The sequence below is a fragment of the Fructilactobacillus fructivorans genome (assembly GCF_000814735.1).
GTDB classification, from domain to species: Bacteria; Bacillota; Bacilli; order Lactobacillales; family Lactobacillaceae; genus Fructilactobacillus; species Fructilactobacillus fructivorans.
In genome coordinates, this window is sequence record NZ_JOJZ01000010.1 from 81,736 (window position 1) to 107,128 (window position 25,393).

At 37.2% G+C, this 25,393-nt stretch carries 33 protein-coding genes, 1 tRNA gene and 1 other annotated feature; of the genes, 32 read left to right on the forward strand and 2 right to left on the reverse strand.

Annotated features, from left to right (window positions below; genetic code table 11):
* Positions 1 to 15: 15 nt before the first annotated feature.
* From rpmG to LfDm3_RS02675, 6 genes are read left to right on the forward strand one after another with little or no spacing between them, the layout of a single operon-like run.
* Positions 16 to 165: a 50S ribosomal protein L33 gene (gene rpmG, locus LfDm3_RS06750; protein WP_081454141.1), complete on the forward strand. Its 150-nt coding sequence runs from the start codon at positions 16 to 18 to the stop codon at positions 163 to 165.
* A 46-nt stretch (positions 166 to 211) separates the two neighbouring features.
* Positions 212 to 760, forward strand: a complete 549-nt coding sequence (locus LfDm3_RS02655; RefSeq protein WP_225349311.1) for a 5-formyltetrahydrofolate cyclo-ligase — start codon at positions 212 to 214, stop codon at positions 758 to 760.
* A gap of 2 nt (positions 761 to 762) precedes the next feature.
* Positions 763 to 1,437 (forward strand): rhomboid family intramembrane serine protease, encoded by a 675-nt coding sequence (locus tag LfDm3_RS02660; RefSeq protein ID WP_082019954.1) that lies wholly within the window; start codon positions 763 to 765, stop codon positions 1,435 to 1,437.
* A 37-nt stretch (positions 1,438 to 1,474) separates the two neighbouring features.
* On the forward strand, positions 1,475 to 1,702 hold the full coding sequence (locus LfDm3_RS02665; protein ID WP_010021549.1) for a YqgQ family protein: 228 nt from the start codon (positions 1,475 to 1,477) through the stop codon (positions 1,700 to 1,702).
* 1 nt (position 1,703) lies between these two features.
* Positions 1,704 to 2,666: an ROK family glucokinase gene (locus LfDm3_RS02670; protein WP_010021548.1), complete on the forward strand. Its 963-nt coding sequence runs from the start codon at positions 1,704 to 1,706 to the stop codon at positions 2,664 to 2,666.
* Between the two features lie 20 nt (positions 2,667 to 2,686).
* A complete protein-coding gene (locus LfDm3_RS02675; RefSeq protein ID WP_052236581.1) occupies positions 2,687 to 3,091 on the forward strand; it encodes a rhodanese-like domain-containing protein in 405 nt (134 codons plus the stop codon).
* 45 nt (positions 3,092 to 3,136) lie between these two features.
* Here LfDm3_RS02675 and LfDm3_RS06755 read toward each other — a convergent pair whose 3' ends face one another.
* Positions 3,137 to 3,313 (reverse strand): DUF3042 family protein, encoded by a 177-nt coding sequence (locus tag LfDm3_RS06755; RefSeq protein ID WP_010021546.1) that lies wholly within the window; start codon positions 3,311 to 3,313, stop codon positions 3,137 to 3,139.
* 92 nt (positions 3,314 to 3,405) lie between these two features.
* Between LfDm3_RS06755 and miaA the strand changes: the two genes are divergently transcribed.
* From miaA to LfDm3_RS02795, 24 genes are all read left to right on the forward strand, one after another.
* The gene (gene miaA, locus LfDm3_RS02680; RefSeq protein ID WP_039143938.1) at positions 3,406 to 4,314 is read left to right on the forward strand and encodes a tRNA (adenosine(37)-N6)-dimethylallyltransferase MiaA; all 909 of its coding nucleotides are present in this window, start codon (positions 3,406 to 3,408) and stop codon (positions 4,312 to 4,314) included.
* Positions 4,315 to 4,316: 2 nt separating this feature from the next.
* Positions 4,317 to 4,838 (forward strand): hypothetical protein, encoded by a 522-nt coding sequence (locus tag LfDm3_RS06680; protein ID WP_052236582.1) that lies wholly within the window; start codon positions 4,317 to 4,319, stop codon positions 4,836 to 4,838.
* 74 nt (positions 4,839 to 4,912) lie between these two features.
* Positions 4,913 to 4,986, forward strand: a tRNA-Arg gene (locus LfDm3_RS02690).
* Positions 4,987 to 5,080: 94 nt separating this feature from the next.
* Positions 5,081 to 5,153 (forward strand) — a sequence feature (ribosomal protein L21 leader region).
* 16 nt (positions 5,154 to 5,169) lie between these two features.
* On the forward strand, positions 5,170 to 5,478 hold the full coding sequence (gene rplU, locus LfDm3_RS02695; RefSeq protein WP_010021542.1) for a 50S ribosomal protein L21: 309 nt from the start codon (positions 5,170 to 5,172) through the stop codon (positions 5,476 to 5,478).
* A gap of 5 nt (positions 5,479 to 5,483) precedes the next feature.
* Entirely contained in the window at positions 5,484 to 5,804 is a 321-nt protein-coding gene (locus LfDm3_RS02700) for a ribosomal-processing cysteine protease Prp (RefSeq protein WP_010021540.1), read from the forward strand.
* Positions 5,805 to 5,833: 29 nt separating this feature from the next.
* Complete coding sequence (rpmA, locus tag LfDm3_RS02705; protein ID WP_010021538.1) at positions 5,834 to 6,130, forward strand: 50S ribosomal protein L27; 297 nt, start codon at positions 5,834 to 5,836, stop codon at positions 6,128 to 6,130.
* Positions 6,131 to 6,244: 114 nt separating this feature from the next.
* On the forward strand, positions 6,245 to 6,805 hold the full coding sequence (gene efp, locus LfDm3_RS02710; protein WP_039143941.1) for an elongation factor P: 561 nt from the start codon (positions 6,245 to 6,247) through the stop codon (positions 6,803 to 6,805).
* Between the two features lie 44 nt (positions 6,806 to 6,849).
* Complete coding sequence (locus LfDm3_RS02715; RefSeq protein WP_010021536.1) at positions 6,850 to 7,278, forward strand: Asp23/Gls24 family envelope stress response protein; 429 nt, start codon at positions 6,850 to 6,852, stop codon at positions 7,276 to 7,278.
* Entirely contained in the window at positions 7,275 to 7,673 is a 399-nt protein-coding gene (gene nusB, locus LfDm3_RS02720; protein ID WP_039143943.1) for a transcription antitermination factor NusB, read from the forward strand. The genes LfDm3_RS02715 and nusB overlap by 4 nt, the downstream gene beginning before the upstream one ends.
* Positions 7,674 to 7,767: 94 nt before the next feature.
* Positions 7,768 to 8,631, forward strand: a complete 864-nt coding sequence (locus tag LfDm3_RS02725; protein ID WP_039143944.1) for a bifunctional 5,10-methylenetetrahydrofolate dehydrogenase/5,10-methenyltetrahydrofolate cyclohydrolase — start codon at positions 7,768 to 7,770, stop codon at positions 8,629 to 8,631.
* Positions 8,621 to 9,970, forward strand: a complete 1,350-nt coding sequence (gene xseA / locus LfDm3_RS02730) for an exodeoxyribonuclease VII large subunit (protein ID WP_039143946.1) — start codon at positions 8,621 to 8,623, stop codon at positions 9,968 to 9,970. Before LfDm3_RS02725 ends, xseA begins: the two co-directional genes overlap by 11 nt.
* Positions 9,970 to 10,221, forward strand: a complete 252-nt coding sequence (locus LfDm3_RS02735; protein ID WP_010021530.1) for an exodeoxyribonuclease VII small subunit — start codon at positions 9,970 to 9,972, stop codon at positions 10,219 to 10,221. Before xseA ends, LfDm3_RS02735 begins: the two co-directional genes overlap by 1 nt.
* The gene (locus LfDm3_RS02740; RefSeq protein WP_225349312.1) at positions 10,208 to 11,080 is read left to right on the forward strand and encodes a polyprenyl synthetase family protein; all 873 of its coding nucleotides are present in this window, start codon (positions 10,208 to 10,210) and stop codon (positions 11,078 to 11,080) included. The genes LfDm3_RS02735 and LfDm3_RS02740 overlap by 14 nt, the downstream gene beginning before the upstream one ends.
* Before the next feature lie 7 nt (positions 11,081 to 11,087).
* Positions 11,088 to 11,906, forward strand: coding sequence for a TlyA family RNA methyltransferase (locus LfDm3_RS02745; protein WP_039143950.1), 819 nt, complete (start codon positions 11,088 to 11,090; stop codon positions 11,904 to 11,906).
* A 12-nt stretch (positions 11,907 to 11,918) separates the two neighbouring features.
* The gene (gene recN / locus LfDm3_RS02750) at positions 11,919 to 13,625 is read left to right on the forward strand and encodes a DNA repair protein RecN (protein WP_039143951.1); all 1,707 of its coding nucleotides are present in this window, start codon (positions 11,919 to 11,921) and stop codon (positions 13,623 to 13,625) included.
* A gap of 82 nt (positions 13,626 to 13,707) precedes the next feature.
* Positions 13,708 to 14,325, forward strand: coding sequence for a guanylate kinase (gene gmk, locus LfDm3_RS02755; RefSeq protein WP_010021525.1), 618 nt, complete (start codon positions 13,708 to 13,710; stop codon positions 14,323 to 14,325).
* Positions 14,325 to 14,528 (forward strand): DNA-directed RNA polymerase subunit omega, encoded by a 204-nt coding sequence (rpoZ, locus tag LfDm3_RS02760; RefSeq protein ID WP_010021524.1) that lies wholly within the window; start codon positions 14,325 to 14,327, stop codon positions 14,526 to 14,528. The genes gmk and rpoZ overlap by 1 nt, the downstream gene beginning before the upstream one ends.
* A gap of 102 nt (positions 14,529 to 14,630) precedes the next feature.
* Positions 14,631 to 15,839, forward strand: coding sequence for a bifunctional phosphopantothenoylcysteine decarboxylase/phosphopantothenate--cysteine ligase CoaBC (gene coaBC / locus LfDm3_RS02765; RefSeq protein WP_039143954.1), 1,209 nt, complete (start codon positions 14,631 to 14,633; stop codon positions 15,837 to 15,839).
* 34 nt (positions 15,840 to 15,873) lie between these two features.
* Positions 15,874 to 18,279, forward strand: coding sequence for a primosomal protein N' (priA, locus tag LfDm3_RS02770; protein ID WP_039143956.1), 2,406 nt, complete (start codon positions 15,874 to 15,876; stop codon positions 18,277 to 18,279).
* 10 nt (positions 18,280 to 18,289) lie between these two features.
* Positions 18,290 to 19,234 carry a methionyl-tRNA formyltransferase gene (fmt, locus tag LfDm3_RS02775; RefSeq protein ID WP_039143958.1) on the forward strand — a complete coding sequence of 315 codons (945 nt, stop codon included), beginning with the start codon at positions 18,290 to 18,292 and terminating at the stop codon, positions 19,232 to 19,234.
* Positions 19,221 to 20,561: a 16S rRNA (cytosine(967)-C(5))-methyltransferase RsmB gene (rsmB, locus tag LfDm3_RS02780; RefSeq protein ID WP_039143961.1), complete on the forward strand. Its 1,341-nt coding sequence runs from the start codon at positions 19,221 to 19,223 to the stop codon at positions 20,559 to 20,561. Before fmt ends, rsmB begins: the two co-directional genes overlap by 14 nt.
* Before the next feature lie 9 nt (positions 20,562 to 20,570).
* Positions 20,571 to 21,476, forward strand: coding sequence for a ribosome small subunit-dependent GTPase A (rsgA, locus tag LfDm3_RS02785; RefSeq protein ID WP_039143963.1), 906 nt, complete (start codon positions 20,571 to 20,573; stop codon positions 21,474 to 21,476).
* Positions 21,477 to 21,478: 2 nt separating this feature from the next.
* Positions 21,479 to 22,138: a ribulose-phosphate 3-epimerase gene (gene rpe, locus LfDm3_RS02790; RefSeq protein ID WP_010021518.1), complete on the forward strand. Its 660-nt coding sequence runs from the start codon at positions 21,479 to 21,481 to the stop codon at positions 22,136 to 22,138.
* 2 nt (positions 22,139 to 22,140) lie between these two features.
* Positions 22,141 to 22,785, forward strand: coding sequence for a thiamine diphosphokinase (locus tag LfDm3_RS02795; protein ID WP_039143966.1), 645 nt, complete (start codon positions 22,141 to 22,143; stop codon positions 22,783 to 22,785).
* Between the two features lie 63 nt (positions 22,786 to 22,848).
* Here the strand turns inward: LfDm3_RS02795 and rpmB are convergent, their stop codons facing one another.
* Positions 22,849 to 23,034, reverse strand: coding sequence for a 50S ribosomal protein L28 (gene rpmB / locus LfDm3_RS02800; RefSeq protein ID WP_010021515.1), 186 nt, complete (start codon positions 23,032 to 23,034; stop codon positions 22,849 to 22,851).
* A 193-nt stretch (positions 23,035 to 23,227) separates the two neighbouring features.
* On the opposite strand from rpmB, the gene LfDm3_RS02805 reads away from it, so the two are divergent.
* Together LfDm3_RS02805 and LfDm3_RS02810 are read left to right on the forward strand one after the other, a co-directional pair.
* The gene (locus LfDm3_RS02805) at positions 23,228 to 23,590 is read left to right on the forward strand and encodes an Asp23/Gls24 family envelope stress response protein (RefSeq protein WP_010021513.1); all 363 of its coding nucleotides are present in this window, start codon (positions 23,228 to 23,230) and stop codon (positions 23,588 to 23,590) included.
* 30 nt (positions 23,591 to 23,620) lie between these two features.
* Positions 23,621 to 25,327: a DAK2 domain-containing protein gene (locus tag LfDm3_RS02810; protein WP_039143968.1), complete on the forward strand. Its 1,707-nt coding sequence runs from the start codon at positions 23,621 to 23,623 to the stop codon at positions 25,325 to 25,327.
* Positions 25,328 to 25,393: the final 66 nt, after the last annotated feature.

The window sequence follows — 25,393 nt, forward strand, 5'->3', positions numbered from 1 at the left end:
TTGGAGGTATTTGACATGCGTGTTCATATCACTTTGGAATGTACTGAATGCCACGAACGCAATTACTTATCAACTAAGAGTCGTCGTAACAATCCCGATCGCTTAGAATTAGAAAAGTATTGCCCACGTGAAAGAAAAGTTACTTTACATCGCGAAACAAAATAAGATTTTGGGTTATTGCCCAAGATCTTTTTTATTATAAAATTAATGGGTGCTAAAATTGAATAAGGATAAAGTTAGAAAGCAAATATTAAATAAAATGGAAGGTGCTACACAATCAGATCAAAAGTTTTTTGATCTGTATGTAGAACTTTTTCATCTTTCAGAATGGAATCACGCTGACATAGTAGCTACGACCATGAATACGACAAATGAAATTCCCACGGCTCCCATTATTTTCAGGGCTTTAGGTGAAGGCAAACGGATTGTTGTCCCCAGAACCTTACCAAATCATCAGATGGAATTTGTTGAAATGGATCATAATTTGGTTTTCCAGCAAACTAGATTTGGAATTTGGGAACCAGTTGCTGGTTCAGTGGTTAAATCGAATAAAATTGATTTAATGATTGTTCCAGGGGTGGCATTTAACCCCCAAAGCAAGCAGAGAATTGGCTATGGGGCCGGTTTTTATGATCGATACTTATCACATTTTAAAGGATATAAAGTAGCGCTAGCTCAAGAGGAACAAATTATCTCTGCTTTAGATTGGAAGCCAGAGAATTTTGACGTTAAATTAGATCAAATTATTTATAGAGGATGAGCATGATAAGACAAAAGATTAGAAGGATTAATAATTATCCGTGGGTCACATATTTGTTATTATTTGTCATGATTGTGATTTATTTATTGATGACCGTGAGTGGCGGATCAGAAAACGTATTTAATTTATTGAAATTTGGTGCTCAGTCGAATCAACTGGTCCGGGATGGACAATGGTGGCGGTTAATTACCCCAATCTTTGTTCACATTGGCTTTCAACACATTCTAATCAATGGAATTACATTATATTATTTGGGAAAATTGATTGAGCCAATTGTTGGGCACTTAAGGTATTTCATCATCTTTATGGTTTCTGGAGTTTGTGGTAATCTGATGAGTTTTGCCCTCGGAAATGGAATTTCAGCTGGATCTAGTACTGCTATCTTTGGATTATTTGGTGCTTTTTTGATGATTGCATTTCAGTATCGTGGTAATGATTTTGTGAGAAGTACAGCGAAAACGTTCGTTCTCTTTGTGGTAATTAACTTAGTGTTTGATATTTTTACTCCGGGGATTGACATTTATGGTCACATCGGTGGATTCATTGGTGGTTACTTGGTCAGTTTTGTTGTAGGATTAAGACAAAATATCAATTTAAATAAAATTATGCGATTATTTTATGCAACCGCTTTAATTATTGGTATAATAATAATGTACTATTTAGGTTCTGTTCGTTGACACGTTATACATAGTTAATTTAGGATGATGATTAAAAATGACAACTTTATATGATGTTCAACAACTGTTAAAAAAATTTGGAATATATGTATATGTCGGGAAACGACTTTGGGATATTGAGGTGATGGCTCTGGAACTTGACCATCTCCATGATGCTCATGTAGTTAGTGATCGAGAGTTTACATCCGCAAAACTGGTATTAACACGTGAACACAGAATTGAAGAGAAAAACTTAAAATCTAAAAATGAGACGGGAGGTCTATAGAATGGCAAAGAATTTGATTGGAATTGACTTAGGTGGTACGACCACCAAAATGGCTTTTTTGGACGAAAATGGTGAGGTTCTTGATAAGTGGAGAGTGCTTACCGACACTAGTGACAAAGGTGCTCACATCGTTGAAAATATCGTCAAGTCAATCAACAAACACATCGAAGATTCTGATAAAACCATTAATGACTTTGTTGGAATTGGAATGGGAACACCTGGAACGGTAAATCGTGAGAAGGGTACGGTTTCAGAAGCTTTCAACCTTAACTGGAAGGATGAACAACCAGTTAGAGAATTAATTCAAAATGGGGTTGGGTTACCGTTTCAATTAGATAATGATGCCAATGTGGCTTCCTTAGGAGAATACTGGAGAGGTGCAGGTAGCACTGAAGATGATGTTGTCTTCGTTACTTTAGGAACTGGAGTTGGTGGTGGAGTGATTGCCAACGGGAAACTGCTCCACGGTGTTAACGGTGGTGCCGGTGAAGTTGGTCATATTGCTGTTCAACCAAATGGTTATCTCTGTACTTGTGGAAAGAAAGGTTGTTTGGAACAGTATGCTTCAGCAACTGGAATTGTTCATGTCGCAAAAGACATGTCAAAAGAATTTAATGGACATTCGCGTCTAAAAGACCTAGAAAATACTGATGAAAAGATTACTTCTAAGATGATTTTCTACTTAGCAGACAATGGTGACATTTTGGCAAACCAAGTAGTTAACCGAATTTGTTTCTACCTTGGTCTTGCTTTATCCGACATTGGAAACACTCTTAATCCCGCAAGTATTATTATTGGTGGTGGAGTTTCGAATGCAGGTAACACTTTGCTTCAACCAACCACTCGATATTTCCAAGAAAACGCCTTCCCATCAATTCGTGATTCAACTAAAATTAAATTAGCCCAATTGGGGAATGATGCTGGTGTGATTGGAGCAGCTTCATTAGCATTACAATTTAGATAAAAGTATTGGAGAGATTTTAATTGAGTAGCGTGATAGTTTCAGTTCTTTATTTTTTGATCACTCTGGGAGTGGTTTTGTTAATTTGGTGGTTGTATCATGAATTTACTATTTTAATGGCCAAACGTTATTGTAAGTTTTTGAATGAAGACGAATTTCAAAAAGGGATTCGCAAATCTCAAGTTATTGACTTACGTGAAAGTAAGGCTTTTAACGATGGACATATTTTAGGTGCAAGGAACATGCCATATTCAACTTTTCGAAGTTTTTATCAAGAACTGAGGCCAGATCTACCAGTTTATTTGTATGATCAAAATAAGACTTTGAGCATGAAAGCTGCTAAGCTTCTTCATAAAAAGGGTTTTAAAGACATCTCAATCCTTGATGAAGGATATCAAAGATGGGATGGCAAGATTAAAAAAGGTTAAATAAAAAAGAGAACTCAGTTGAGTTCTCTTTTTTGCTGAATATTATTAACTTAAATGAGCTGAATGACTCTTTCGGTTTGCCTTCTTGCGGTTTTCATCAATCTTAGATTCTTGTTCTTCGATTGGTTGAACCACTGTCTTCTTAAATGAAAGCCAAACTCCTGCAGCAATTCCAACACATGCCGCAACTCCGGTAGTAAATCCTTGTGTAAATTTACTCATAGTCATTGCCTCCTTTTTATTATCTACTTGTCTATTATGCTTTATTTGCGCTAATATATCCAGTATAGAACATCATTAAATTAGGTGAATTTATGGAAAAATTATTAGCAATTGTTGGTCCAACGGCAGTTGGGAAAACGAACTTATCAATTAAGATTGCCAAGCGATTCAATGGTGAGGTTATTTCGGGTGACTCGATGCAAGTTTATCGACATTTAGATGTGGGCACCGCTAAGGTATCTGAACCTGAACAAGAGGGAATCCCACATCATTTAATTAATATTATTGACGTTAATGAGCAGTACTCAGTCGCAGATTTTACTGAAGCAGCCCAAAAATTAATTACTGAAATCATAAGTCGTGGGCATTTACCCATTATTGTTGGTGGAACAGGCTTCTATGTTAGTTCGTTGTTAAATGGTTTGAGTTTAGGAAGTAAGAAAGATCCTGATATTCGTACTCGACTAAATGATGAATTAAAAGTGAGTGGGCCAAAGAAAATGTGGGAAACATTGAAGCAAATTGATCCCGTTTCGGCGGCAAAAATTTCCGTTGAAAATACTCGGAGGATTATTCGAGCCCTTGAAGTATATGAAAGTACGGGGAAACCAATTTCACATCAGGTGAATTCTGGGAAACAATATGATGATTTAGTGATTGGATTAAACACCGATCGAAAAGTTCTATATCAGCGGATTAATGATCGAGTTGATCTGATGATGCAAAATGGTCTAATTGAAGAAAATGAGTGGCTTTTTAAAAGTGGTGGGCGTAAAATTCCTGCTGGTAAGGGAATTGGATATCGCGAATTTATCCCTTATTTTGACGGTAGAGAGGATCTTGATCAAGTTAGAAGCGAGATCAAGAAAGACTCACGACATTATGCTAAGAGGCAACTAACGTGGTTTAGAAACAAGATGAGCGTCAGTTGGTATGATTTAGTGCAACATCCAGATGAAATTCAACAAATTGAACGTCAAATTAAAGAATGGAGGAAGTAAATATGAATATCAGTAAAATGGTATCGGACACGGTTAACTTATACCGACAGTTAGATGCCAAAAATCAGAAAATTTGGAAACCAGGAACCCATGTTTCAAGTTCTTACGTTTCACTTAATATTCACATGAGTGAACTGGCTAAAAGTTCAGGGATGTTAAAGACGGATATTACCGTTCCCAGTGGCAATCGAGACTACCAATTAGAGAATTATGTCAAGACACTTCGGGACTTTCTGTTAATCGCTAATTTACAAAGCTGGACTGACATTATTAATGTAGATGAACAAACGTTAAATAAATTGTCTGCAATGAAGAAAACTGATGATTTAAATTCGTTGTATTTGTCAATGCTAAATATGCTGCTCAAAAGTTATTACGAAAAGAGCAAAATTGGGTATAAACACGCTTGGACCTTGTTTTTGAAGTTTGGAATTGTTGATCTAGGCTTTCAGGCAGAAGAAATCACAGACAAGTTTGATGAAATGATTCAAAATGACTTGAACACGGTCTTAGATAACCACTAAATCTAGTAATATATTAAAAACCATTGACTTATAGTTTAATATTCAATATAATTGTTCTTGTTGTTTGAGTTTATGTCGCAGTAGCTCAGCTGGATAGAGCAACGGTCTTCTAAACCGTAGGTCGAGCGTTCGAATCGCTCCTGCGACATATTTAAAAGGGTACATCTTTTAGGAGATGTGCCTTTTTAATTTGACTTATACCAGTAATTTTTATATACTTATGATGTTGTAATTGTGGACTTCCACAGCTACAACCGCTCAGTATGAGTTTTTAAGTCCATTAGGCACTTAATACTGGCGAGTCTAAGCAAATTATAGGGAGGTGCACTACATGTACGCAATTATTGAAACCGGTGGTAAGCAATACAAAGTTGCCGAAGGCGAAGCCATTTTTGTTGAAAAGCTTGATGCTAATGAAGGCGATAAAGTTACTTTTGATGATGTTGTCTTTGTTGGTGGTAAGACTCCTAAGGTTGGTTCACCATTAGTTGATGGTGCTTCAGTCGAAGGAAAAGTTGATAAGCAAGGTAAGGGCAAGAAGATCCGTATCTTTAGATACAAGCCTAAGAAGGGCGCTCAATCAAAGAAGGGTCACAGACAACCTTACACTAAAGTTACTATCAACAAAATTAATGCTTAATTCTCATGATTAAAGCTAAGTTTGATTTAAATCATAATCTAATTACTGGATTTAAAGTAACCGGGCATGCTGATTCTGGGGAGTACGGACATGACATTGTTTGTGCTGCTGTGTCAGCGTTGGCTATTTCTTCTGTGAACGGTTTAATTACTGTTTGTGATGTTGATCCCTTTGTTAAACAGGATGAAAAGAATGGAGGTTATCTCCAGGTTAAGATTCCTGATGAGCACTGGGATGATGTTAAGGTCCAGACTTTACTTAAAAGCTTTATGAATGGTCTTAAGGATATTTCAAAACAATATTCGAATTATGTTGAAGTAAAATAATAATCCTTTTAATTTGGAGGTGTAAACACATGTTAAAAATGAATCTACAATTCTTCTCTCACCATAAAACTGGTGGTTCATCATCTAACGGTCGTGACTCTGCTGGACGTCGTTTAGGTACAAAAGCCGCTGATGGTTCATCAGTAACGACTGGTACAATTTTATACCGTCAACGTGGAACTCATATCTACCCAGGCAAAAACGTTAAGCGTGGTGGAGATGACACATTATTCGCTTTAGTTGATGGAATTGTTCGTTTCGAACGTTTAGGCCGTGACAAACGTCAAGTTTCTGTTTACCCTGAAGCAGAAGTAGCAACTAAGTAAATCAAAAGAGACCTAGCGGAAACGTGGGGGTCTCTTTTTTTATCAGTATCGTAACTTGCTTTTACATGATCGATATTGATATGATAGGAATATAAATATGTGGGAGGCATGAAAATGTCAATTTCAATTGTAAAAGTAAAAAATGGTATGACCATTCAAGCTGACAATAACATCTGGAAAATCGTTAGTTTTCAACACGTAAAGCCTGGTAAGGGTGGAGCGTTTGTTCGGACTAAGTTAAAGAACTTAAGGACCGGAGCGGTTCAAGAAAAGACTTTCAGAGCCAGCGCTAAGGTTGAAAAAGCTAACATTGAGACTAAAAAGATGCAGTATCTTTACGATGATGGTAGCGGTTTGGTCTTTATGGATATGGATAATTATGAGCAATTAACAATTCCAAGAGAACAAGTTAAAGAAGAAATGAACTACTTGCAAGAAAACATGGAAGTTCAGGTAATTCAGTATGGTGGAGAAACACTTGGAGTCGAAGTCCCTAAGACGGTTACACTTGAAGTAGCTGATACTGAGCCTGGAATTAAGGGTGATACTGCTTCTGGTGGATCAAAGCCAGCTACTATGACTACAGGTTTAACCCTTCAAGTTCCATTCTTCGTTAACAAAGGTGACAAGTTAGTTATCAATACTGACGATGGTACTTACATTTCTCGGGCATAATAATTAGGCGATTCTGATTATTATACCAATTGGGGGTTTATATTATGGCAGCAGATGAAAGTTTCATTACACTCGATAATAAGAAATCAGACCTAGGATCAATTAAAATTGCACCGCGTGTGATTGAAGTAGTCGCTGGAATTGCAGCTGTGCAAGTTGAAGGTGTCAATCGTATGCGTGGTAGCTTTTCTTCTAGTGTAAATGAATTATTTGGAAGAAAAGAACGTGGTAAGGGTGTCAAACTAGCGATCGCTAATGGAAAACTAAATGTTGATATTTTTGTCTATCTTAATTATGGCGTTTCGGTTCCTAAGGTAGCATTAGAGATTCAGAGTCAAGTAAAACAACAATTGTTGTTTATGACTGACCTTCGAATCGGTGCCGTTAATGTTCACGTTGAAGGGATGATTCCTCCAAAGAGTACTGGTAAAGTTGATACTGATAAGTTATTCGATAATGAGGATAAAAAGTGAAAATAAGTCGACATCAAATTAGGGAGTTAGCTTTTCAAACTTTGTTTGCAATGGAAAGTAATGACTCGGTGGAACCAAGTGAGTTTTTTGATTATCTGGTAAAAGAAGATGTGACCGCTCCTAAGTACTATTTAGAGCTCGTCAACGGAGTAAGAGATCATAAAACGGAGCTTGATGCCATTATTACTGATCACTTAGCTAATAAGTGGTCCATTGATCGAATAAGTAAGGCTGACTTAATTATTCTAAGAATTGCGTTATTTGAAATTAAATATGTAGAAGCAACGCCGAATAAAGTTGCTATTAATGAAGCTTTGGAATTAGCTAAAAAGTTCTGTGATGATAAATCCAGAAACTTTATTAATGGAGTATTAGACAGCTTAATTGAAAAATAAGAATCCCACTCGGATTCTTATTTTTTTACGTTTAGCTAGATTAAAAATAATATGCTAGAATTGTACTAATAATAACGTAGCGGGAGATGTTTTCGTGGTTCAGTTAATTAATGGGAAAAAGGTCGCTAATGACCTCAATTTAGAAACTAAAAAAAGAGTTATACGTTTGAAAAAACAGGACGTAACTCCCGGGTTAGCGGTAGTAATTGTCGGAGATGATCCAGCAAGTCAGCGATACGTGCGTAGTAAGGAGAAGAAGGCCAAAGAACTCGGAATCTTTTCAATAAAACGGGCATTGCCGGAGTCTGTCACCCAATCTGAATTAGTTCAAATCGTAAAAGACCTTAATCATGATGACCGCATTAACGGAATTTTAGTTCAATCACCTCTTCCCGATCATATTGACGAAGAACAGATTATTGCAACTATTGATCCTAAAAAGGATGTGGATGGTTTTCATCCGGTGAACGTTGGAAAATTATTTCTTAATTTAAAGGGCCATTATCCCGTTGCATGTACTCCCAAAGGAATCATGACTTTGCTTGCTAAATATAAAATTAATTTGGACGGCAAAAACATTGTGGTGGTTGGAAGAAGCTCAATTGTTGGAAAGCCCATGTTGGCATTGATGTTAAATGCTGATGCAACGGTCATCGATGTCCACAGTCATACTGATGATATTTCAAAGTACACTAAACATGCGGATATCGTTATATCGGCCGTTGGAAAGTACGCCATCTTAAATGATGATGATTTTAAACCAGGTGCGGTGGTAATTGATGTTGGTCAAAATATGGATGAAAACGGTAAACTAGCTGGCGATGTAGCTTACAAAGCCAAGAGTGACAACATTGAATTCATTACACCCGTTCCGGGTGGAGTTGGTCCAATGACAATTGCTACTTTGATGCAGCAAACGGTTGATATGTGTGAATGGAGTAAAAAGATTGGCAAGTAAATATCTAACTGTATCAGCATTGACGCAGTATATAAAAAAGAAATTCGACGTTGATCCATACTTAGGGAGAGTTTATCTTACGGGTGAAATCTCGAACTTTCGTTTACGTCCGACACACCAATACTTTAGTTTGAAAGATGATAATTCTAAGATTAACGTTACGATGTTCAAATCAGCGTTTTCTAAGATCAAGTTTATGCCTGAAGAGGGAATGAAAGTTCTAGTAACTGGACATGTCTCTGTTTATGAAAAAACCGGGATGTATCAATTTTATATTGATCATATGGAACCGGATGGTGTGGGCCAACTTTATGAAGCTTATGAACAATTAAAGAACAAGTTAGCTAAAGAAGGACTGTTTGAGGGAATTCATAAAAAGTCACTGCCAATGTATCCGAAAAAGATCGCAGTAGTGACATCGCAAAGTGGGGCCGTTATCAAGGACATGATTACCACCGTTAGAAGACGGTTTCCAATCGCCCAAATTGTTTTGTTTCCAGCTGCGGTTCAGGGAGAAAATGCTGCAGCGGAGATTGCCCATCAAATTAGACGAGTTAATGAAATTGGTGGATTTGATACTTTAATTATCGGACGTGGTGGTGGATCAATTGAAGATTTGTGGCCATTTAATGAAGAAATAGTTGCACGAGCAATCTATGATAGTGAAGTTCCTGTTATTTCGTCTGTAGGACACGAAACTGATACTACTATTGCTGATTTAGTGTCTGATCAACGCGCCGCTACTCCGACTGCGGCGGCAGAATTAGCTGTTCCCGTACTTAGCGATGTGCTTTTAGATTTAAAGACGAAACAAACTCGAATTTATAATGCGATGGATAATCTTTTGGCACGGTCGCGATCCGAATACGATCGGGTCATGAATTCCTATGTTTTTAATCAGCCAGAACGGTTGTATGAGTCATATGTCCAACAATTGGATACCTTAAATACAAAACTCAGTACTAGTATGAAAGATTTAATCAATCATTATCATAATCAACTTCAGGGAGAGTCAGAACAATTAAAGCTAAGTTCGCCCGTCCATAAAATTAGTGGGATGCAGAATCAAGTTAATTATTATCTTGCTTCCATCAAAAAATCAGTCCAAGGAATTGTAGATGGAAAGCGAAATCAATTAAGTTCAAATGCATCTGCACTTGATCATTTGAGTCCGTTGCGCTTAATGAGTTCAGGATACAGTATGGTGACAGATAGTAGCGGCCGAATGGTTAAGTCAATTAAAGATTTGAAGAAAAATGAGCAGATTGATGTTCAATTTAGCGATGGGAGTGCCAAAGCAACTGTTGACCGAACTGAATCTAAAGGAGATAACAAATAATGGCAGATAAAAAACCAACGTTTGAAGAAAATATGAGTAAGTTAGAAGAAATCGTTAATCAGCTTGAACAGGGCGATGTGCCCCTTGAGAAGGCTTTGTCTGAATTCAAAGATGGAGTTGAGTTAAGTAATGAAATGCAAAAGACCCTGTCGAATGCCCAAAAGACTCTTACCAAAATGATGGATGATAGTGATAATGAAGTTCCATTTGATCGCGATCAGCAAAATGGTGACAGTGATGATGGCCAATAAGCAAGTTCTAACAGAGTTCAAACAGGAGTATATTCCACAAGTTGATCGGGTTCTAGAGAACAACATTCAAAAAGCTAGCTCAGTCAAATTAATTGTAAAAGCGATGGAATATTCGCTGATGGCGGGTGGAAAGCGACTACGTCCCTTATTAACGTTAGCTACTCTCCAAACCCTGAAGCATCCCATTGATGAAGCAATGGTCCAAGCTAGTTCTGCCGTTGAATTAATTCACACTTATTCGCTGATTCATGATGATCTTCCCGCAATGGATAATGATGATTATCGGCGCGGAAAGTTATCAAATCATAAAGAATTTGGTGCGGGAATTGCAACTTTAGCCGGTGATGGACTATTAACTTTGGCATTTGGATGGTTAACAAACACTAGTTTATCGGATACCAAAAAAATTAAATTAGTTCATCTGTTGGCACATGCCGCCGGTCCTGATGGAATGGTTGCTGGACAAACTGTTGATCTAAGTTCTGACAAAAAGCAGTTAAGTCTTGACGAATTGATGCATTTACATAAGCAAAAAACTGGCGAGCTTTTTCATTATTGTGTCATGGCAGGAGCCATTATTGCCGATGCTGATGAGCAGAGTAAAAAGGCCTTATCAAGTTTTGCTTGGAATTTTGGGTTGGCTTTTCAGATCTTTGATGATATTAAAGATGCACCAGATGATGAAAATCAAGATGATATTGATAAAAATACGTATGTAAACTTATTGGGAATGAAAGGTGCTAAACAAAAATTAAAAGAAACTGTGCAAGCAAGTCAGCATTCATTAGAAGAATTGCCAGAGAAATTTTCACCTGACCTGTTAAGTTCCTTTTTATCATATTTCATGGTCCAGAAGTGAGGTTTAAATGGCAAAAGAAAAAGAACGAGTGGACGTCTTACTAGTTAATCAGGGATTGTTTGATACGAGAGAGAAAGCTAAAAGAGCCGTCATGGCAGGTGAAGTGTTAGGCAAAAATGAACAGCGCATGGATAAGCCAGGTGTGAAAATACCAGTTGAAACTAAGCTTCATTTAAAGGGGAATGTACTTCCATACGTTAGTCGTGGAGGCTTGAAGTTAGCCAAAGCCCTGAAAAGTTTTAACATTAGTGTAAAAGATAAAATTGTTTTAGACATCGGATCCTCTACTGGAGGATTCACTGACGTCATGTTGCAAAACGGTGCTAAGTTAAGTTATGCCCTTGACGTCGGAACGAACCAATTAGTTTGGAAATTGCGAAATGATCCTCGGGTGATTGTAATGGAAAACACTAATTTTAGGTATAGTAAACCCGCTGATTTTACACATGGGAAACCTGAATTTGCATCAATTGATGTATCTTTTATTTCGCTCAAATTGATTTTAGGGCCATTAAAATCAATCTTAACCACTGATGGTGAAGTTGTGGCTTTAATTAAACCACAATTTGAAGCTGGTCGTGGCAACGTTGGAAAACATGGGATTGTTCATGATAAAAGGGTTCATCACCAAGTAATTAATAATGTAATTCAATTTGCTACAGATGCTGGTTTCTCAGTTTTAGGTTTAGACTTTTCGCCAATTAAAGGTGGAGAGGGAAACATTGAATTTTTGATTCACTTAAAATCATCTGATAATCCACGGGTTGCACCAAGTGTTTCTGCAGAAGATGCGATGGATAAGGCTTATAAAAGCTTGAATAATTAAGAAGGTGAGAAGTTGTTACAGGAAATTTCAATCAAAGATTTTGCAATCATTGATCAATTAGAGGTTAATTTCTATTCAGGGATGACCGTTCTATCCGGAGAGACTGGAGCTGGAAAATCAATTATTATTGATGCTGTAGGTCTACTAGCCGGAGGACGTGGTTCGTCGCATTTTATCAGAAAGGGTGCTAATAAATCGATTTTACAAGGAATGTTTGCTATTCCTACTGACGGTTTGACGGCGCGAGTCTTAGATAAGTTTGGCATTGATCATGATGATGACACTGTCATTTTGCAACGTGAATTGTATCGTAATGGACGGAATGTATGCCGTATTAATGGCATGTTGGTCAATACAAACACCTTGAAGCAGGTCGGTGAAACTTTGGTTGATATTTATGGTCAAAATGAACATCAAGCGTTAATGCAACCTGATAAGCACATTGGTTTACTTGATGAATTTGCTGGTAGCAACCTCAAACCAACGCTTAAAAAGTATCGAAATAAATACGAAAAATACCTGAAATTAAAAAAAGAACTAAACAGTAAAAACAAAAATGAAAAAGAATGGGCGCAACGGATTGATATGTTAAAGTATCAAGTTAATGAGATTGAGGCTGCTGATTTGACCGATGGAGAAGAGGAAGATTTGATTGCTGAAAGAGATCGGTTAAATAATTTTCAAGCTATCAGCGATAGTTTAGGTAGAAGTTTTAATGATATTAATGGGGATGAAAGCATTAGTCCAATTGATATGATTGGAGATGCCATGAGCGCGCTTGAAGACGTGGAACGACTTGATGATGAATTTAAGTCAATTTCTGAGAACGTTAAAAATGCTTACTACACACTTCAAGATGCCTCTGGTGAAATTAGTAATCAAATTGACACGTTAGAGTTTGACCCCGATCGGTTAAATGAGGTTGAGCAGCGGTTAAATACCATTTTTGAATTAAAACGGAAATATGGCGATTCAATCGCTCAGATTTTAAAGTATTATGACAAAATTTCAGGGGAATTAGCTGAAATGGAATCTGATGAGAAAAGTGGAAATAATTTAGAAGAACGGTATAATGCGGCCGTTGATGAATTAAACCATTTGGGAAAAGAACTAAGTAAGATTAGACACCAGCAAGCCGAAAAGTTAACCACTGAAATTCACCAGCAGTTGGCGGACCTTTACATGGATAAAACCCAGTTTGAAGTTCGTTTTTCCAACCTAACAAAAGATACATTCAATCGAAACGGGATTGAAGATGTTGAATTTTATATTCGGACTAACCCAGGAGAGGATATGGCACCGTTAGCTAAAATTGCTTCTGGTGGAGAACTGTCTCGAATTATGTTGGCACTTAAAACTATTTTTTCAAGGGTTCAAGGTGTAACTTCGATTGTGTTTGATGAGGTCGATACAGGAGTTTCGGGTAGAGTTGCCCAGGCGATTGCAGATAAAATCAGTGCTATTGGACAAAAATCACAAGTTTTATGTATCACACATCTTCCCCAGGTGGCCGCAATGGCTGATAATCATGATTTTATCTCTAAGCACGTTGACGCCAACAATCGAACTGAGACTTCCGTTCAACCCTTATCTGGTAGTGAACGAGTTAAAGAACTAGCTCGAATGCTTGCTGGGACCACGGTCACGAAGCTAACGATGGAGCATGCCTCTGAACTTTTAAACTTAGCAAACAAGCAAAAAGACCAAAAAAAGAAATGAGTTTCAGTTTATCACGTGTTGATTAATTGATTGATAAATTGCATAATATAATTAATGAAGTTACGAAAAAGGAGCGGTTTAAGTGAGTGAAAGAGGAATGTTAATTGTTCTTTCAGGTCCTAGTGGTGTAGGTAAGGGAACGGTTAGAAAAGCACTTTTCAATGAACCTGATGTTGATTTTAAATATTCAATTTCAATGACCACCAGAAAGCCCCGCAAAGGTGAAGTTAATGGGGTAGACTATTATTTTGTTTCAAAGGATCAATTTGAGGAAAATATTAAGAATGGTGAGATGTTAGAGTACGCTAAATACGTTGACAATTATTATGGGACACCACTACAATACGTTAACGAGACATTAGATTCGGGACGAGATGTTTTTTTGGAGATCGAAGTCAATGGGGCAATGCAAGTGCGTGCAAATTGTCCTGATGGCGTCTTTATCTTTTTAACACCCCCTGATATTGACTCACTTCGAAATCGTTTAGTTGGTCGTGGAACTGATGATATTGAAGTCATCAATAAGCGAATTGAAAAGGCTTCTAAAGAAATTAGAATGATGCAGAACTATGACTATGCCGTCGTCAATGATAAGGTATCAAATGCTGTTGATCGAATTAAGACAATTGTTAAAAGTGAACGTTTAAAGGTAAATCGAGTTATGCCGAATTACCTTAACAAATTAGGAGATGAAATTTAATGTTTATTTATCCACCACTTGAAGATTTATTAAAACACGTTGATTCACGATATTCACTCGTGATGTTAGCTAGTAAGCGAGCTGAAGAACTTGATCAGGGTGCAAAACCACTACTTCCTCATTACAAATCAGTAAAATCAGTTGGAATGGCACTTGAAGAAATTGCTGCTGGTGTATTAACAATCGCTCCAGAAGACAAATAATAAAGGCTTTTGTGATGACCTCATCGCAAGGTCTTTTTTTATTAAATGATTAATAATGATTGTGTAGTATAATTGATAAGAAATGTGTTGGAGGGACTTAATTTGTTAAAGGGAAAACGGGTTGCTCTGTTTGTGACCGGTAGTGTTGCAGCATATAAAGCAATTTATTTATTAAGAATATTCAGGAAGAATGGTGTGGATGTAAAAGTTGTGATGACTTCATTTGCCGAAAAGTTTGTCTCTAAATTAACTTTTCAAGTCTTATCCAAAAATGATGTTTACGATGATCAAAGTTATTTTGATGATTCAACTACCATTAACCACATTGGATTAGCCAAATGGGCCGATTTAGCGGTGATTGTCCCGGCTACAGCTAACTTTATTGCCAAGACAGCCAATGGAATTGCGGACAATTTTGCTAGTACCACTCTGTTAGCCATGGATTGTCCCAAGTATTATGCGCCTGCCATGAATGATGTTATGTTAGATAATCCTGCAACCCAGAGAAATATTATGCAATTAAAGCACGATGGAGCTCATTTTATTGCACCAAAAGTTGGTTTACTAGCGGAGGGTTATTCTGCTAATGGTAGAATGGATGAACCTGAAGAAATTTATCATTTTTTGGATCAAAATTTTATTGATGGTAATTATAAGCCGTTAGATGGTGTTAACCTTTTGGTCACAGCTGGTGGGACACGAGAACCAATTGACCCCGTTAGGTATCTTTCTAACAAATCTTCGGGAAAGATGGGGTATGCAATTGCTGAAGTTGCCCAGCAAATGGGAGCCAATGTGACGTTAATTAGTGCTAACAGTCATTGTCAGGTTCCGTCTGGAGTAAGGGTTATCAACGTTCATTCAGCTGATCAACTAGAGCAACAAGTACAAGCTAACTTTCCCCATAATCGTGTTTTAATTATGGCTGCAGCGGTAAGTGATTTTAAGCCAGACCACGTTTCATCCCAAAAAATTAAAAAAGATCTTGATCATGATTCGTTGGACCTTCATCTGATTAAAAATCATGACGTTGTTTCAAGGGTAGCCAAGACTAAGAAACCGGATCAAATTGTGATTGGGTTTGCTGCCGAAACTAATCATCCAGTGGAAAATGCTACCCATAAATTAAAACAAAAACATCTTGATTTAATTGTTCTAAACGATGTATCAAATTCGGCCATCGGCTTTAATAGTGATGATAATCAAGTATCAATTATTTCTGATAAAGGGTTAATCAAGAAGACTAACATTGAGTCAAAATCTAAAATTGCTAAGGAAATTTTAGAAATCCTGTGTAAACGTTTGAACTAATTTGTAGTATACAATACCTGAAAGGAGGGGTCATTTGAAAATTGCAAAAGTAATCGTTGATGTACCAACTATGCAAACAAATACCCCTTATTCATATCGCATTCCTAATGGTTTAGAAACCCAATTAAAGCGTGGAATGAGAGTTGTTGTTCCATTTGGTAATGGGAATCGTAAGGTTGAGGGATTTGTGGTAGATATTGAAGAAACTGATGCTAAACAATCTCCTCAACTAAAAGAAATTGATCGTACGATGGATCTCGTTCCGGTTTTAAATGATGAATTAATTAAACTATCAAAGTGGTTGGCTGACAAAACCTACTCTTTTCAAATTAGTTGCCTTTTAACCATGTTACCCAATGCTATGAAGGCCAAATATGCGACATATGTAAAGGCTATTGGTCCAATTGATGACGAGGACATTAGTAAGAAATTTAAAGCTAGTGATATGATCCCGTTTGATTCAGAACATTTTGATGGCCCAGAGATGGGTAAACTGGCGAAGTTGCGTAAGGCAAATAAAATTAAAGTGGTTTATAAGGTTCAAAACGAGGCCAAAAAGAAGCAAGAAACGGCCGTTGTTAACCAAATTAATGATTTTGATGGAACCCAAAAACAAATTCGAAAGAATGCTACCGCTCAACTCAATCTATTAGAAGTTTTGCAAAAGAATCCCAAGCAACCACTCGTTCAATCACATCTTGTTAAGGATTTGGGAATTTCTAATTCAGCCATTAAAAGTTTTGAAAAGAAGAACTGGTTGAAGAAGATTCAAGTTGAAAAGTATCGCGATCCTTACAAACATGAAATTAAGGTTGATCAACCAAAAAAACTAACTAAGGATCAAGAGGACGCTGTCAAAGAAATTAATCGTTCTATTGATAGTCACCAAAATGATACCTATCTTCTTGAAGGTGTTACTGGTTCGGGTAAAACTGAAGTATATCTTCAAACAATCCAAAGAGCATTGGATTTAAAAGAGACAGCTTTAATGTTGGTTCCGGAGATATCTTTAACTCCACAGATGGTTAATCGGGTTAAAAATCGGTTTGGAAATCAAGTTGCCGTGATTCATAGTGGACTATCAACGGGTGAAAAATACGATGAATGGCGAAGAATCAATAGTGGAGATGCGCGAGTGGTAGTTGGAGCTCGATCTGCTGTTTTTGCTCCATTAGATAACATTGGTATCATTATTCTTGATGAAGAACATGACACAAGTTATAAACAAGATGATAATCCACGTTATCATACGCGAGATGTTGCTATATGGCGTGGCAAATATCATCATTGCCCTGTCGTATTAGGAAGTGCCACACCTTCGCTTGAGTCGAGAGCGCGTGCAGGTAAGGGGGTTTATAAGTTTCTCCGCCTGCCAAAAAGAATTAATCAAAAGCATCTGCCAGAGGTGTCAATTGTTGATATGACTCAAGAAGAAGAAACTCATGATGGGATTTTTTCGGGAGAATTACTTAAGGCCATTGACCAGCGGATTGATAAGAATGAACAAGTGGTCTTAATGCTCAATCGACGCGGCTTTTCCTCCTTTTTGATGTGTCGTGATTGTGGATACGTTTTAAAGTGTCCTAATTGTGATATTTCTTTAACCCTTCACATGGATTCTCATACGATGAAGTGTCATTACTGTGGATTTGAGGAGCCCATCCCTAAGTATTGCCCGCATTGTCATAGTAAAAACATTCGTTATTTTGGGACAGGGACTGAGAAGGTTGAGAAACAGCTACACGAACTCCTTCCTAAAGCTAGAGTGGTCAGAATGGACGTCGACACAACCAGGAAAAAGGGATCACATGAAAAAATTCTTCATGAATTTGGTGATCATCATTTTGATATTCTTCTTGGAACACAGATGATTGCTAAGGGCCTTGATTTTCCGAATGTAACGTTGGTAGGAGTGTTAAACGCTGATACAGGATTAGACTTGCCAGATTTTCGATCTAGTGAACGAACTTTTGATCTTTTAACCCAGGTGTCTGGAAGAGCTGGGAGAGCCGATAAAGACGGAGAAGTTATCATTCAAACTTATAATCCTGAAAACTACGTGATTCAATTAGCTAAGCATCAGGATTATGAGGCTTTTTATCAAAAAGAAATGCAGTTAAGGCATCTAGCAGATTACTCACCTTATTTCTTTACAATTAAAGTCTCAATTAGTTCGTTAAACGAAAAGCAAGCTGCCTCAGAGGCTTACGACGTAGCTAATTATCTTAAGGGATCTCTTAATAACAAGACCATTATTCTAGGACCAACTCCAAGACCAATTGCAAGAATGAAAAGACGGTATTATTTTCAGATCATTATTAAATATAAACGTGATTTAAAACTTAATCAGAGTTTAAAGCACGTCCTTCAAGTGTCACAAAAAGAAGTTAGAAAGGGCTTAAGGATTGGGATTGATCCCGAACCAGTAAGTTTTATGTAGGTGAATCATTATGAAATCAGTTGTATTCATGGGAACACCCGATTTTAGTGTTCCAATATTAAAAGCTTTAAATGATAATTATAACGTGTTAGCAGTTGTTACTCAGCCTGATCGTCCGGTGGGGAGGAAACATCAAATTGTGGAATCACCAGTTAAGCAAGCAAGTAAAGAATTAGGTTTATCAGTGCTACAACCGCAAAAGCTGAGTGGTAGTGATGAGATGGAACAAATTATTCAAATGAAACCAGATTTTATCATCACCGCTGCTTTCGGGCAGTTTCTTCCGACCAAACTGCTGAAGGCCGCTCAGATTGCTGATGTTAATGTTCATGGATCTCTGTTGCCTAAATACCGGGGTGGAGCTCCAGTTCAATATGCCATTATGAATGGCGATCAAGTAACTGGGATTTCAATTATGTACATGGTTAAAAAGATGGATGCTGGGGATGTCTTAGCTCAACAATCCGTTGAAATTGAGGATACTGACGATACTGAAAGTATGTTTAAGAAGTTAAGCTTAGTCGGACGAGATCTTCTTTTAAAAACCCTTCCTAAAATTATTGATGGAACGGTTCAACCTCAAAAACAAGATGAAAACCAGGTTGTTTTTGCTCCAAACATTAAACGAGAACAAGAAGAATTAGATTTTGCACTTCCTGCTCGAGTAGTTGATGCTAAGGTAAGAGCTTTGAGACCAGATCCAACTGCGTTTGCAATGATCGATGGTAAGCCCAATAAAATCTGGAAGACTGAGGTAATTAATGAAACAACTAACTTGGATCCAGGTCAGATTGTTAATAAGGATAAGCATCATCTTCAAGTTGCAGCTGGTGATGGAACAGTTATCGGAATTGATGAGATTCAACCAGCTGGTAAGCCCCAAAAATCAATTACCGAATATTTAAACGGGAACCAAAAATTAGAAATCGGAGATCAATTTATTGACAGAAAATAATTCAAGTAATCCAAGATATCTAGCCGTTAAAACTCTAGAACGAGTTCATGGTGGAGCATATTCAAATTTACAAATTAACAATGTCATTGATTCAAGTACCATGAGTTCAAGGGACATCTCATTATTTACTAACATTGTATATGGGGTAATTCAACATCGATTAACGTTAGAATATTATGTAAATCAGTTGGTAAAAAAGCCTGATAAGCTTGATGGATGGGTAAAAGAATTACTTTATACCGCCATTTATCAAATGCAATACCTTGATAAAGTTCCTGACCGAGCCATTTTTGATGAGTCAATTAAAATCGCTAAGAAACGTGGTCATGACGGAATCAGACGGCTTGTAACCGGAGTGCTTCATCACATCCAACGTAATGGATTACCTCAAATTGATAAACCCCAAGATTCGGCTTCATATTACTCAATTCTTTATAGTGTTCCTCTCTGGATTGTTGAGCAGTTAAATGAACAAATTGGCCTAGATAAGACAATTAACATTTTTAAAAGTATTAATCAGCCAGCTAAGCAATCGATTCGGGTTAACCAACAAAAAATTTCTGATGCTAATTTAACAAGGGAGTTAGTTCAAGAAGGGTATGATGTTAAAACCAGTGAAGTGGCGGACCATGCATTAATTTTGTCAGGGAAAAGTGACAGTTCAAGTCCCTTATTTAAAACCGGGATGTTCACCATACAGGATGAAAGTGCGATGTTACCAGTGCAATCAATGGACATTCATGGTGATGATTACATCCTTGATGCGTGTGCTGCACCCGGCGGTAAAACCACGCAAATTGCTGAGTATTTGGCCTCTGGAAAAGTTGAAGCATTGGATTTACATCAGAAGAAGTTGAATAAAATCGAACAGAATGCAGCTCGGATGGGTGTAAAGGATAAAATTGAAGTCCATGCACTTGATGCTCGAAAAGTCTCAAATTTATTTCGTAATGAAGTCTTTGATAAAATTCTGGTTGATGCTCCCTGTTCAGGACTAGGATTGATGCGTCGAAAACCAGAGATTAGATATGACAAAACGCTAGACGATGTTTCTCATCTTTCGAAAGTTCAGGCTGAAATTTTGGATGCAGTTGCTCCTACACTGAAAGTAGGTGGACAGTTAGTTTTTAGTACCTGTACTATTTTGAATCAAGAAAATCGTGATAACGTGAAAAAGTTCTTAGATAATCATCCAAATTTTAAGCCGATTTGGGTGGAAACAAAACAAAATCTTAAACCAAAAAGAGAAACAGATGGTTTAAGAATTTATCCGGATGATTATGATTCTGATGGCTTCTTTATTTCTGGATTTCAGCGGATCAAATAGGAGATTAATGTGAAAAAGGGAAAGATTTACCAATCTTTAAGTGGATTCTACGACGTTAAGTCCGATGGTAAAGTATATCGAACCAAAGCACGTGGTAATTTTAGAAAGAAAAACATTAAACCCATTGTCGGAGATATGGTTGAGTTTGATATTACTAACGTTAATGAGGGGTATATTTTGAAGATGTTACCTCGATTTAACGAGTTGATTCGTCCGCCGGTGGCAAACACCGATCAGGCCGTTGTTGTGAGTTCAGCGGTTGAACCGGATTTTTCATTTTCACTTCTGGATAAACAGTTAGTGGCACTTGAAAAGCAAAAAATCACACCAATTATTTATATTAGTAAAACTGATTTACTTTCTTCTGAAAAACAGATTGATTTTTTTAAAAAGATTGCTAAAGATTATCGCACCATTGGCTACGATGTGATTTTGCCCGTTGAGGTGGATGATCCGCATGCGATTAATGAGGTTGCTAAAAAGCTTCCGCACAAGCAATCCATTGTAATGGGGCAGACTGGATCTGGAAAATCCACTCTTCTTAATCAGATTGATCCGGAATTAAAATTAAAAACAGGAGAGGTTTCAAAGTCTTTAAGTCGTGGAAAACATACGACGAGAAAAGTTTCCTTATTAACAGTAAATGAGGGTTTAATTGCTGATACGCCTGGGTTTTCTTCGTTTGATACCCTTGATATTAAATCAAATGAATTAAAGAATTATTTTCCTGAATTTAAACGAGTATCAGCTAACTGTAAATTTCGTGAATGTCTCCATGTAAATGAACCCGGTTGTGCCGTGAAAGCAGGAGTTGAAAGTGGTACAATCTTGAAGAGCAGGTATGACGATTACCTGCAGGAATATAATTTATTAAAGGCACAGAAGCCAGTTTATAATAAGAAAAGAGGAAATTAATCATGATTAAAGTTGCTCCTTCAATTTTGAGTGCTGATTATGTCAACCTTCAAAAGGACATTGAAAAAGTTGATAAGGGTGGTGCCGAATTATTACATATCGACATTATGGACGGAATGTTTGTTCCATCAATTGCTTATGGTCCAGGTTGGGTAAAAGAAATTCGTCCCATTACTGGTCTGACTCTTGATTGTCATTTGATGATTGAAAATCCTGAGCGATACATTAATACTTTTGCAGATGCCGGCGCTGATATTATCGGGGTTCATGTTGAATCTACTCCTCACATTCATAGAGCTCTTCAAATGATTAAAGATAAAAACGTTAAAGCTGAGGTGGTTATTAACCCAGGGACTCCCGTAGAGATGATCAAGCCCGTTTTATATATGGTAGATCAAGTTCTTGTTATGACCGTTAATCCCGGTTTTGGCGGCCAGAAATTCATTCCGGAGACCATTAGTAAGATTAAAGAACTGAACAGACTCCGTGAAGAAAATGATTCTTATTCTTATGACATCGAGATTGATGGAGGAGTTAATGATCAAACTGTCGTTGGCGCTTATAATGCCGGAGCAAATGTGGCTGTAGCGGGTTCGTATGTATTTGATGCCAAAGATCCTGCTGCTCGAATTCAAGCTTTAAAGGATGCCACCAACTTTTAATTATGAATACAGTTAAGGTGGTTGTTGGTGGTCCAGTTCAATTTTGGCCAAGTAATTTACAAGATAACCAAATTTCGGGACCGTTTGTTGGAGTAGATCGAGGAAGTCTACGATTAATTAAAATGGGAATTCGTCCTGATTATGCTGTTGGTGACTTTGATTCAGTTTCGGATGAGGAATTTAAATTAATCTCACAAAATGCAAAAAAAGTGATTCGAGTCGATCCGGTCAAGGATGAGACTGACACGGAACTAGGTGTGATGACAGCTGGTGAACATTTCGCTAGTTCGGAAATTGATGTTTATGGATTTTCGGGTGGTCGATTGGATCATTTACTTACTAATCTATTAATGGTTTTAAAACCCAACATCAAACCATATTTAGAACGTTTGAAATTAATCGACAGTCAAAATCAGGTTAGATATTTTTTGCCAGGTTCGCATCAAATTGAGAAGATTAATGAAATGAAATATTTGGATTTTTGTCCTTTAACAGCCATGCATTTAACCCTTAATGATGAAAGGTATCAATTGAATCATAAGTGGGTAAGTCAGCCAACTTCTTATTCTAGTAATGAGTTTATTGGTGATAAAGCTTCATTTTCTTTTGATGATGGAGTATTAATGGTAATTCAAAGCAGAGATTAAAAAAGCAGCATAACCACTGAATGGTTATGCTGCTTTTTTAATTAATTAATTAAAATACATTGATTATACTCGGGTAACCTTACCAGATTTTAAAGTTCTAGCACTAACCCAAACACGCTTAGGCTTGCCATCAACTAAGATACGTACCTTTTGTAGATTTGGCTTCCAACTTCTTCTTGAGGAGTTTAAAGCGTGAGAACGACGATTACCAAAATGAGTTCTCTTGCCATTAATGTGATCCTTTGCCATAATATCCCTCCTTATTTTGGAATTCTTTTTTATTTAATAGTCCACTTAAATAATTTACCATAATACAGCCATAAATGCAAAGTTTCTTTCAAGTAAATGTCCTTGACAGCTTTGTTCATATTTTTGTTTTATAATGGGGTGTGGTAATATTAGATATCGTTATGAGCTCGAAAAAATAAGGGGGATGCAAACGATGGCTGTAAAGTTAAACACTCAATATGGATCAATTGATATTGATAATGATGTAATTGCTACAGTAGTCGGTGGTGCCGCAACTGATAATTATGGTGTTGTTGGCATGGCTAGCAAAAACCAATTTAAAGATAATATGAATGAAATTCTTCGCAAGGACAGTTACTCTAAAGGGGTAGTAGTCAGAGAAGTAAATAAAAAGGTGCAAGTCGATGTTAATGTGATTGTAAGTTATGGGACCAAAATTTCTGAAGTTTCTAGGAATGTTCAATCAAAGGTCAAATATAACCTAGAATCAATGTTGGGCATCAATGCCGATTCAGTTAATGTAATCGTTCAAGGCGTTAAAGTAATTAACGACTAGCGGCTGAAGTATAAGGAGGATTTGATAATAGTGTCATTAACTAAGATTACTACTAAAGAGTTCGACCAAATGGTTCAAGCTGCCGCGGTCGTTCTGAATAATAATACTGATTTTATTAATTCATTAAATGTGTTCCCAGTTCCAGATGGAGATACTGGAACTAACATGAGTTTATCATTATCAAGTGGAGAAAGTTATGTTGATAAATCAACTGATGACACGGTTGGTGGAAAAGCTTCGGCACTTGCAAAGGGACTTTTAATGGGAGCTCGTGGGAATTCTGGGGTAATTATGTCCCAGATTTTCCGTGGTTTTGCTAAAGACGTTGAGGGTAAAAAGGATCTTAACGCTAAAGAATTTGCTGACGCTATTATTGCAGGAGCCAAGACTGCTTATAATTCAGTGATGAAGCCTACAGAAGGGACCATTTTAACCGTTGTTCGATTAGCAGCAAAAGCTGGTGAAAGCAAGGCTGACGATACTGATGATATCATCGAAGTAATGGATGCAATTCTTAGTGCATCAAAGAAAGCCCTGAAAGAGACCCCCGATCTCCTGCCCGTTTTAAAGCAAGTCGGCGTAGTTGACTCAGGTGGTCAAGGATTAGTTTTTGTCTTTCAAGCCTTTGATGATGTGTTAAATGGACGCAAAATCGAGGATAAGGGTGAACATCAACCCAATTCTGAAGAAATGAATGAAATGATTGATGTTGAACACCATAAAAGTGCTCAAGGGAAGTTAAATCCTGAAGACATTGTTTATGGATATTGTACTCAAATCATGGTTCGAATTGGGAAGGGTAAGCAAGTAACCCAAAAATTTGATTATGATACTTTCTACAATTACTTAGCTAAACTGGGTGATTCATTATTAGTTATCAATGATGATGAGGTTGTCCGAGTCCATGTTCATACTGAACATCCGGGTAAGGTTCTTTCGTGGGGCCAACAATTTGGTGATTTAGCAACTGTTAAGGTCGATAATATGCGGCTTCAACAAGAATCAATCATGGAAAGTGACGAAAAAGCACAACAGAATGATAAAAGAGCTGAAAATGAAAAAGAAGATCACAAAAAGCCAAGAGACTTAGCTATCATTGCTGTAGTAGCTGGAGCTGGTCTAGAGAAGCTTTTTAAAAGCTTAGGTGTTACCAATATTATTAGTGGTGGTCAGACCATGAATCCTAGTACTCAGGACATTGTTGATGCTGTTAATAAGAGTAATGCTAAAAAGGCGATTGTCCTTCCTAACAATAAAAATATTTTTCTAGCAGCAGAACAGGCACAAGGAATTGTAAATATTCCAATGGAAGTTGTTCATACTAAGACAATTCCCCAAGGCTTAACAGCGATGTTCTCATTTGATCCTGATAGCAGTTTTGAGAAGAATCAGAAGCAAATGGATGCCTCTCTTAATACCGTTAAAAGTGGCCAAGTAACAACCGCAGTCCGTGATACTAAGATTAACGGAATGGACATTAAGAAAGGGAGTTACATGGGGATTATTGATGGTAACATTGAGGTCCTTGGAAATTCATTAGATGACGCGGCCGTTAAAATGTTAAAAAAAATGTTAGATGATGATAGCGAAAATGTAACGATTATTTTCGGTAAAAATGCTAAAGCAAGTGATGCGAAAAAGGTATCTGATGCAGCATTAGCAACCGATGATGAACTGGAAGTTGAGACTCATGAAGGGGATCAACCAGTTTATCCTTTGATTATTTCTGTCGAATAGGTAAAATGTGAATAGTGTTTCTTTTTAACAAGACTGTTAGTCCAATTGGATTAGCAGTTTTTTTAG

Bases quoted from the DNA above. Each gene is read 5' to 3' on its own strand.
- LfDm3_RS02735 (WP_010021530.1), top strand. From the start codon at position 9,970: ATGGCAGATAAAAAACCAACGTTTGAAGAAAATATGAGTAAGTTAGAA.
- LfDm3_RS02715 (WP_010021536.1), top strand. From the start codon at position 6,850: ATGGCAGCAGATGAAAGTTTCATTACACTCGATAATAAGAAATCAGAC.
- LfDm3_RS02795 (WP_039143966.1), top strand. From the start codon at position 22,141: ATGAATACAGTTAAGGTGGTTGTTGGTGGTCCAGTTCAATTTTGGCCA.
- LfDm3_RS02670 (WP_010021548.1), top strand. From the start codon at position 1,704: ATGGCAAAGAATTTGATTGGAATTGACTTAGGTGGTACGACCACCAAA.
- rpmB (WP_010021515.1), bottom strand. From the start codon at position 23,034: ATGGCAAAGGATCACATTAATGGCAAGAGAACTCATTTTGGTAATCGT.
- rpe (WP_010021518.1), top strand. From the start codon at position 21,479: ATGATTAAAGTTGCTCCTTCAATTTTGAGTGCTGATTATGTCAACCTT.
- rpmG (WP_081454141.1), top strand. From the start codon at position 16: ATGCGTGTTCATATCACTTTGGAATGTACTGAATGCCACGAACGCAAT.
- LfDm3_RS02805 (WP_010021513.1), top strand. From the start codon at position 23,228: ATGGCTGTAAAGTTAAACACTCAATATGGATCAATTGATATTGATAAT.
- rpmA (WP_010021538.1), top strand. From the start codon at position 5,834: ATGTTAAAAATGAATCTACAATTCTTCTCTCACCATAAAACTGGTGGT.
- LfDm3_RS02740 (WP_225349312.1), top strand. From the start codon at position 10,208: ATGATGGCCAATAAGCAAGTTCTAACAGAGTTCAAACAGGAGTATATT.
- LfDm3_RS02665 (WP_010021549.1), top strand. From the start codon at position 1,475: ATGACAACTTTATATGATGTTCAACAACTGTTAAAAAAATTTGGAATA.
- LfDm3_RS06755 (WP_010021546.1), bottom strand. From the start codon at position 3,313: ATGAGTAAATTTACACAAGGATTTACTACCGGAGTTGCGGCATGTGTT.
- fmt (WP_039143958.1), top strand. From the start codon at position 18,290: ATGAAATCAGTTGTATTCATGGGAACACCCGATTTTAGTGTTCCAATA.
- efp (WP_039143941.1), top strand. From the start codon at position 6,245: ATGTCAATTTCAATTGTAAAAGTAAAAAATGGTATGACCATTCAAGCT.
- LfDm3_RS06680 (WP_052236582.1), top strand. From the start codon at position 4,317: ATGAATATCAGTAAAATGGTATCGGACACGGTTAACTTATACCGACAG.
- rplU (WP_010021542.1), top strand. From the start codon at position 5,170: ATGTACGCAATTATTGAAACCGGTGGTAAGCAATACAAAGTTGCCGAA.
- LfDm3_RS02660 (WP_082019954.1), top strand. From the start codon at position 763: ATGATAAGACAAAAGATTAGAAGGATTAATAATTATCCGTGGGTCACA.
- LfDm3_RS02700 (WP_010021540.1), top strand. From the start codon at position 5,484: ATGATTAAAGCTAAGTTTGATTTAAATCATAATCTAATTACTGGATTT.
- rpoZ (WP_010021524.1), top strand. From the start codon at position 14,325: ATGTTTATTTATCCACCACTTGAAGATTTATTAAAACACGTTGATTCA.
- LfDm3_RS02745 (WP_039143950.1), top strand. From the start codon at position 11,088: ATGGCAAAAGAAAAAGAACGAGTGGACGTCTTACTAGTTAATCAGGGA.
- miaA (WP_039143938.1), top strand. From the start codon at position 3,406: ATGGAAAAATTATTAGCAATTGTTGGTCCAACGGCAGTTGGGAAAACG.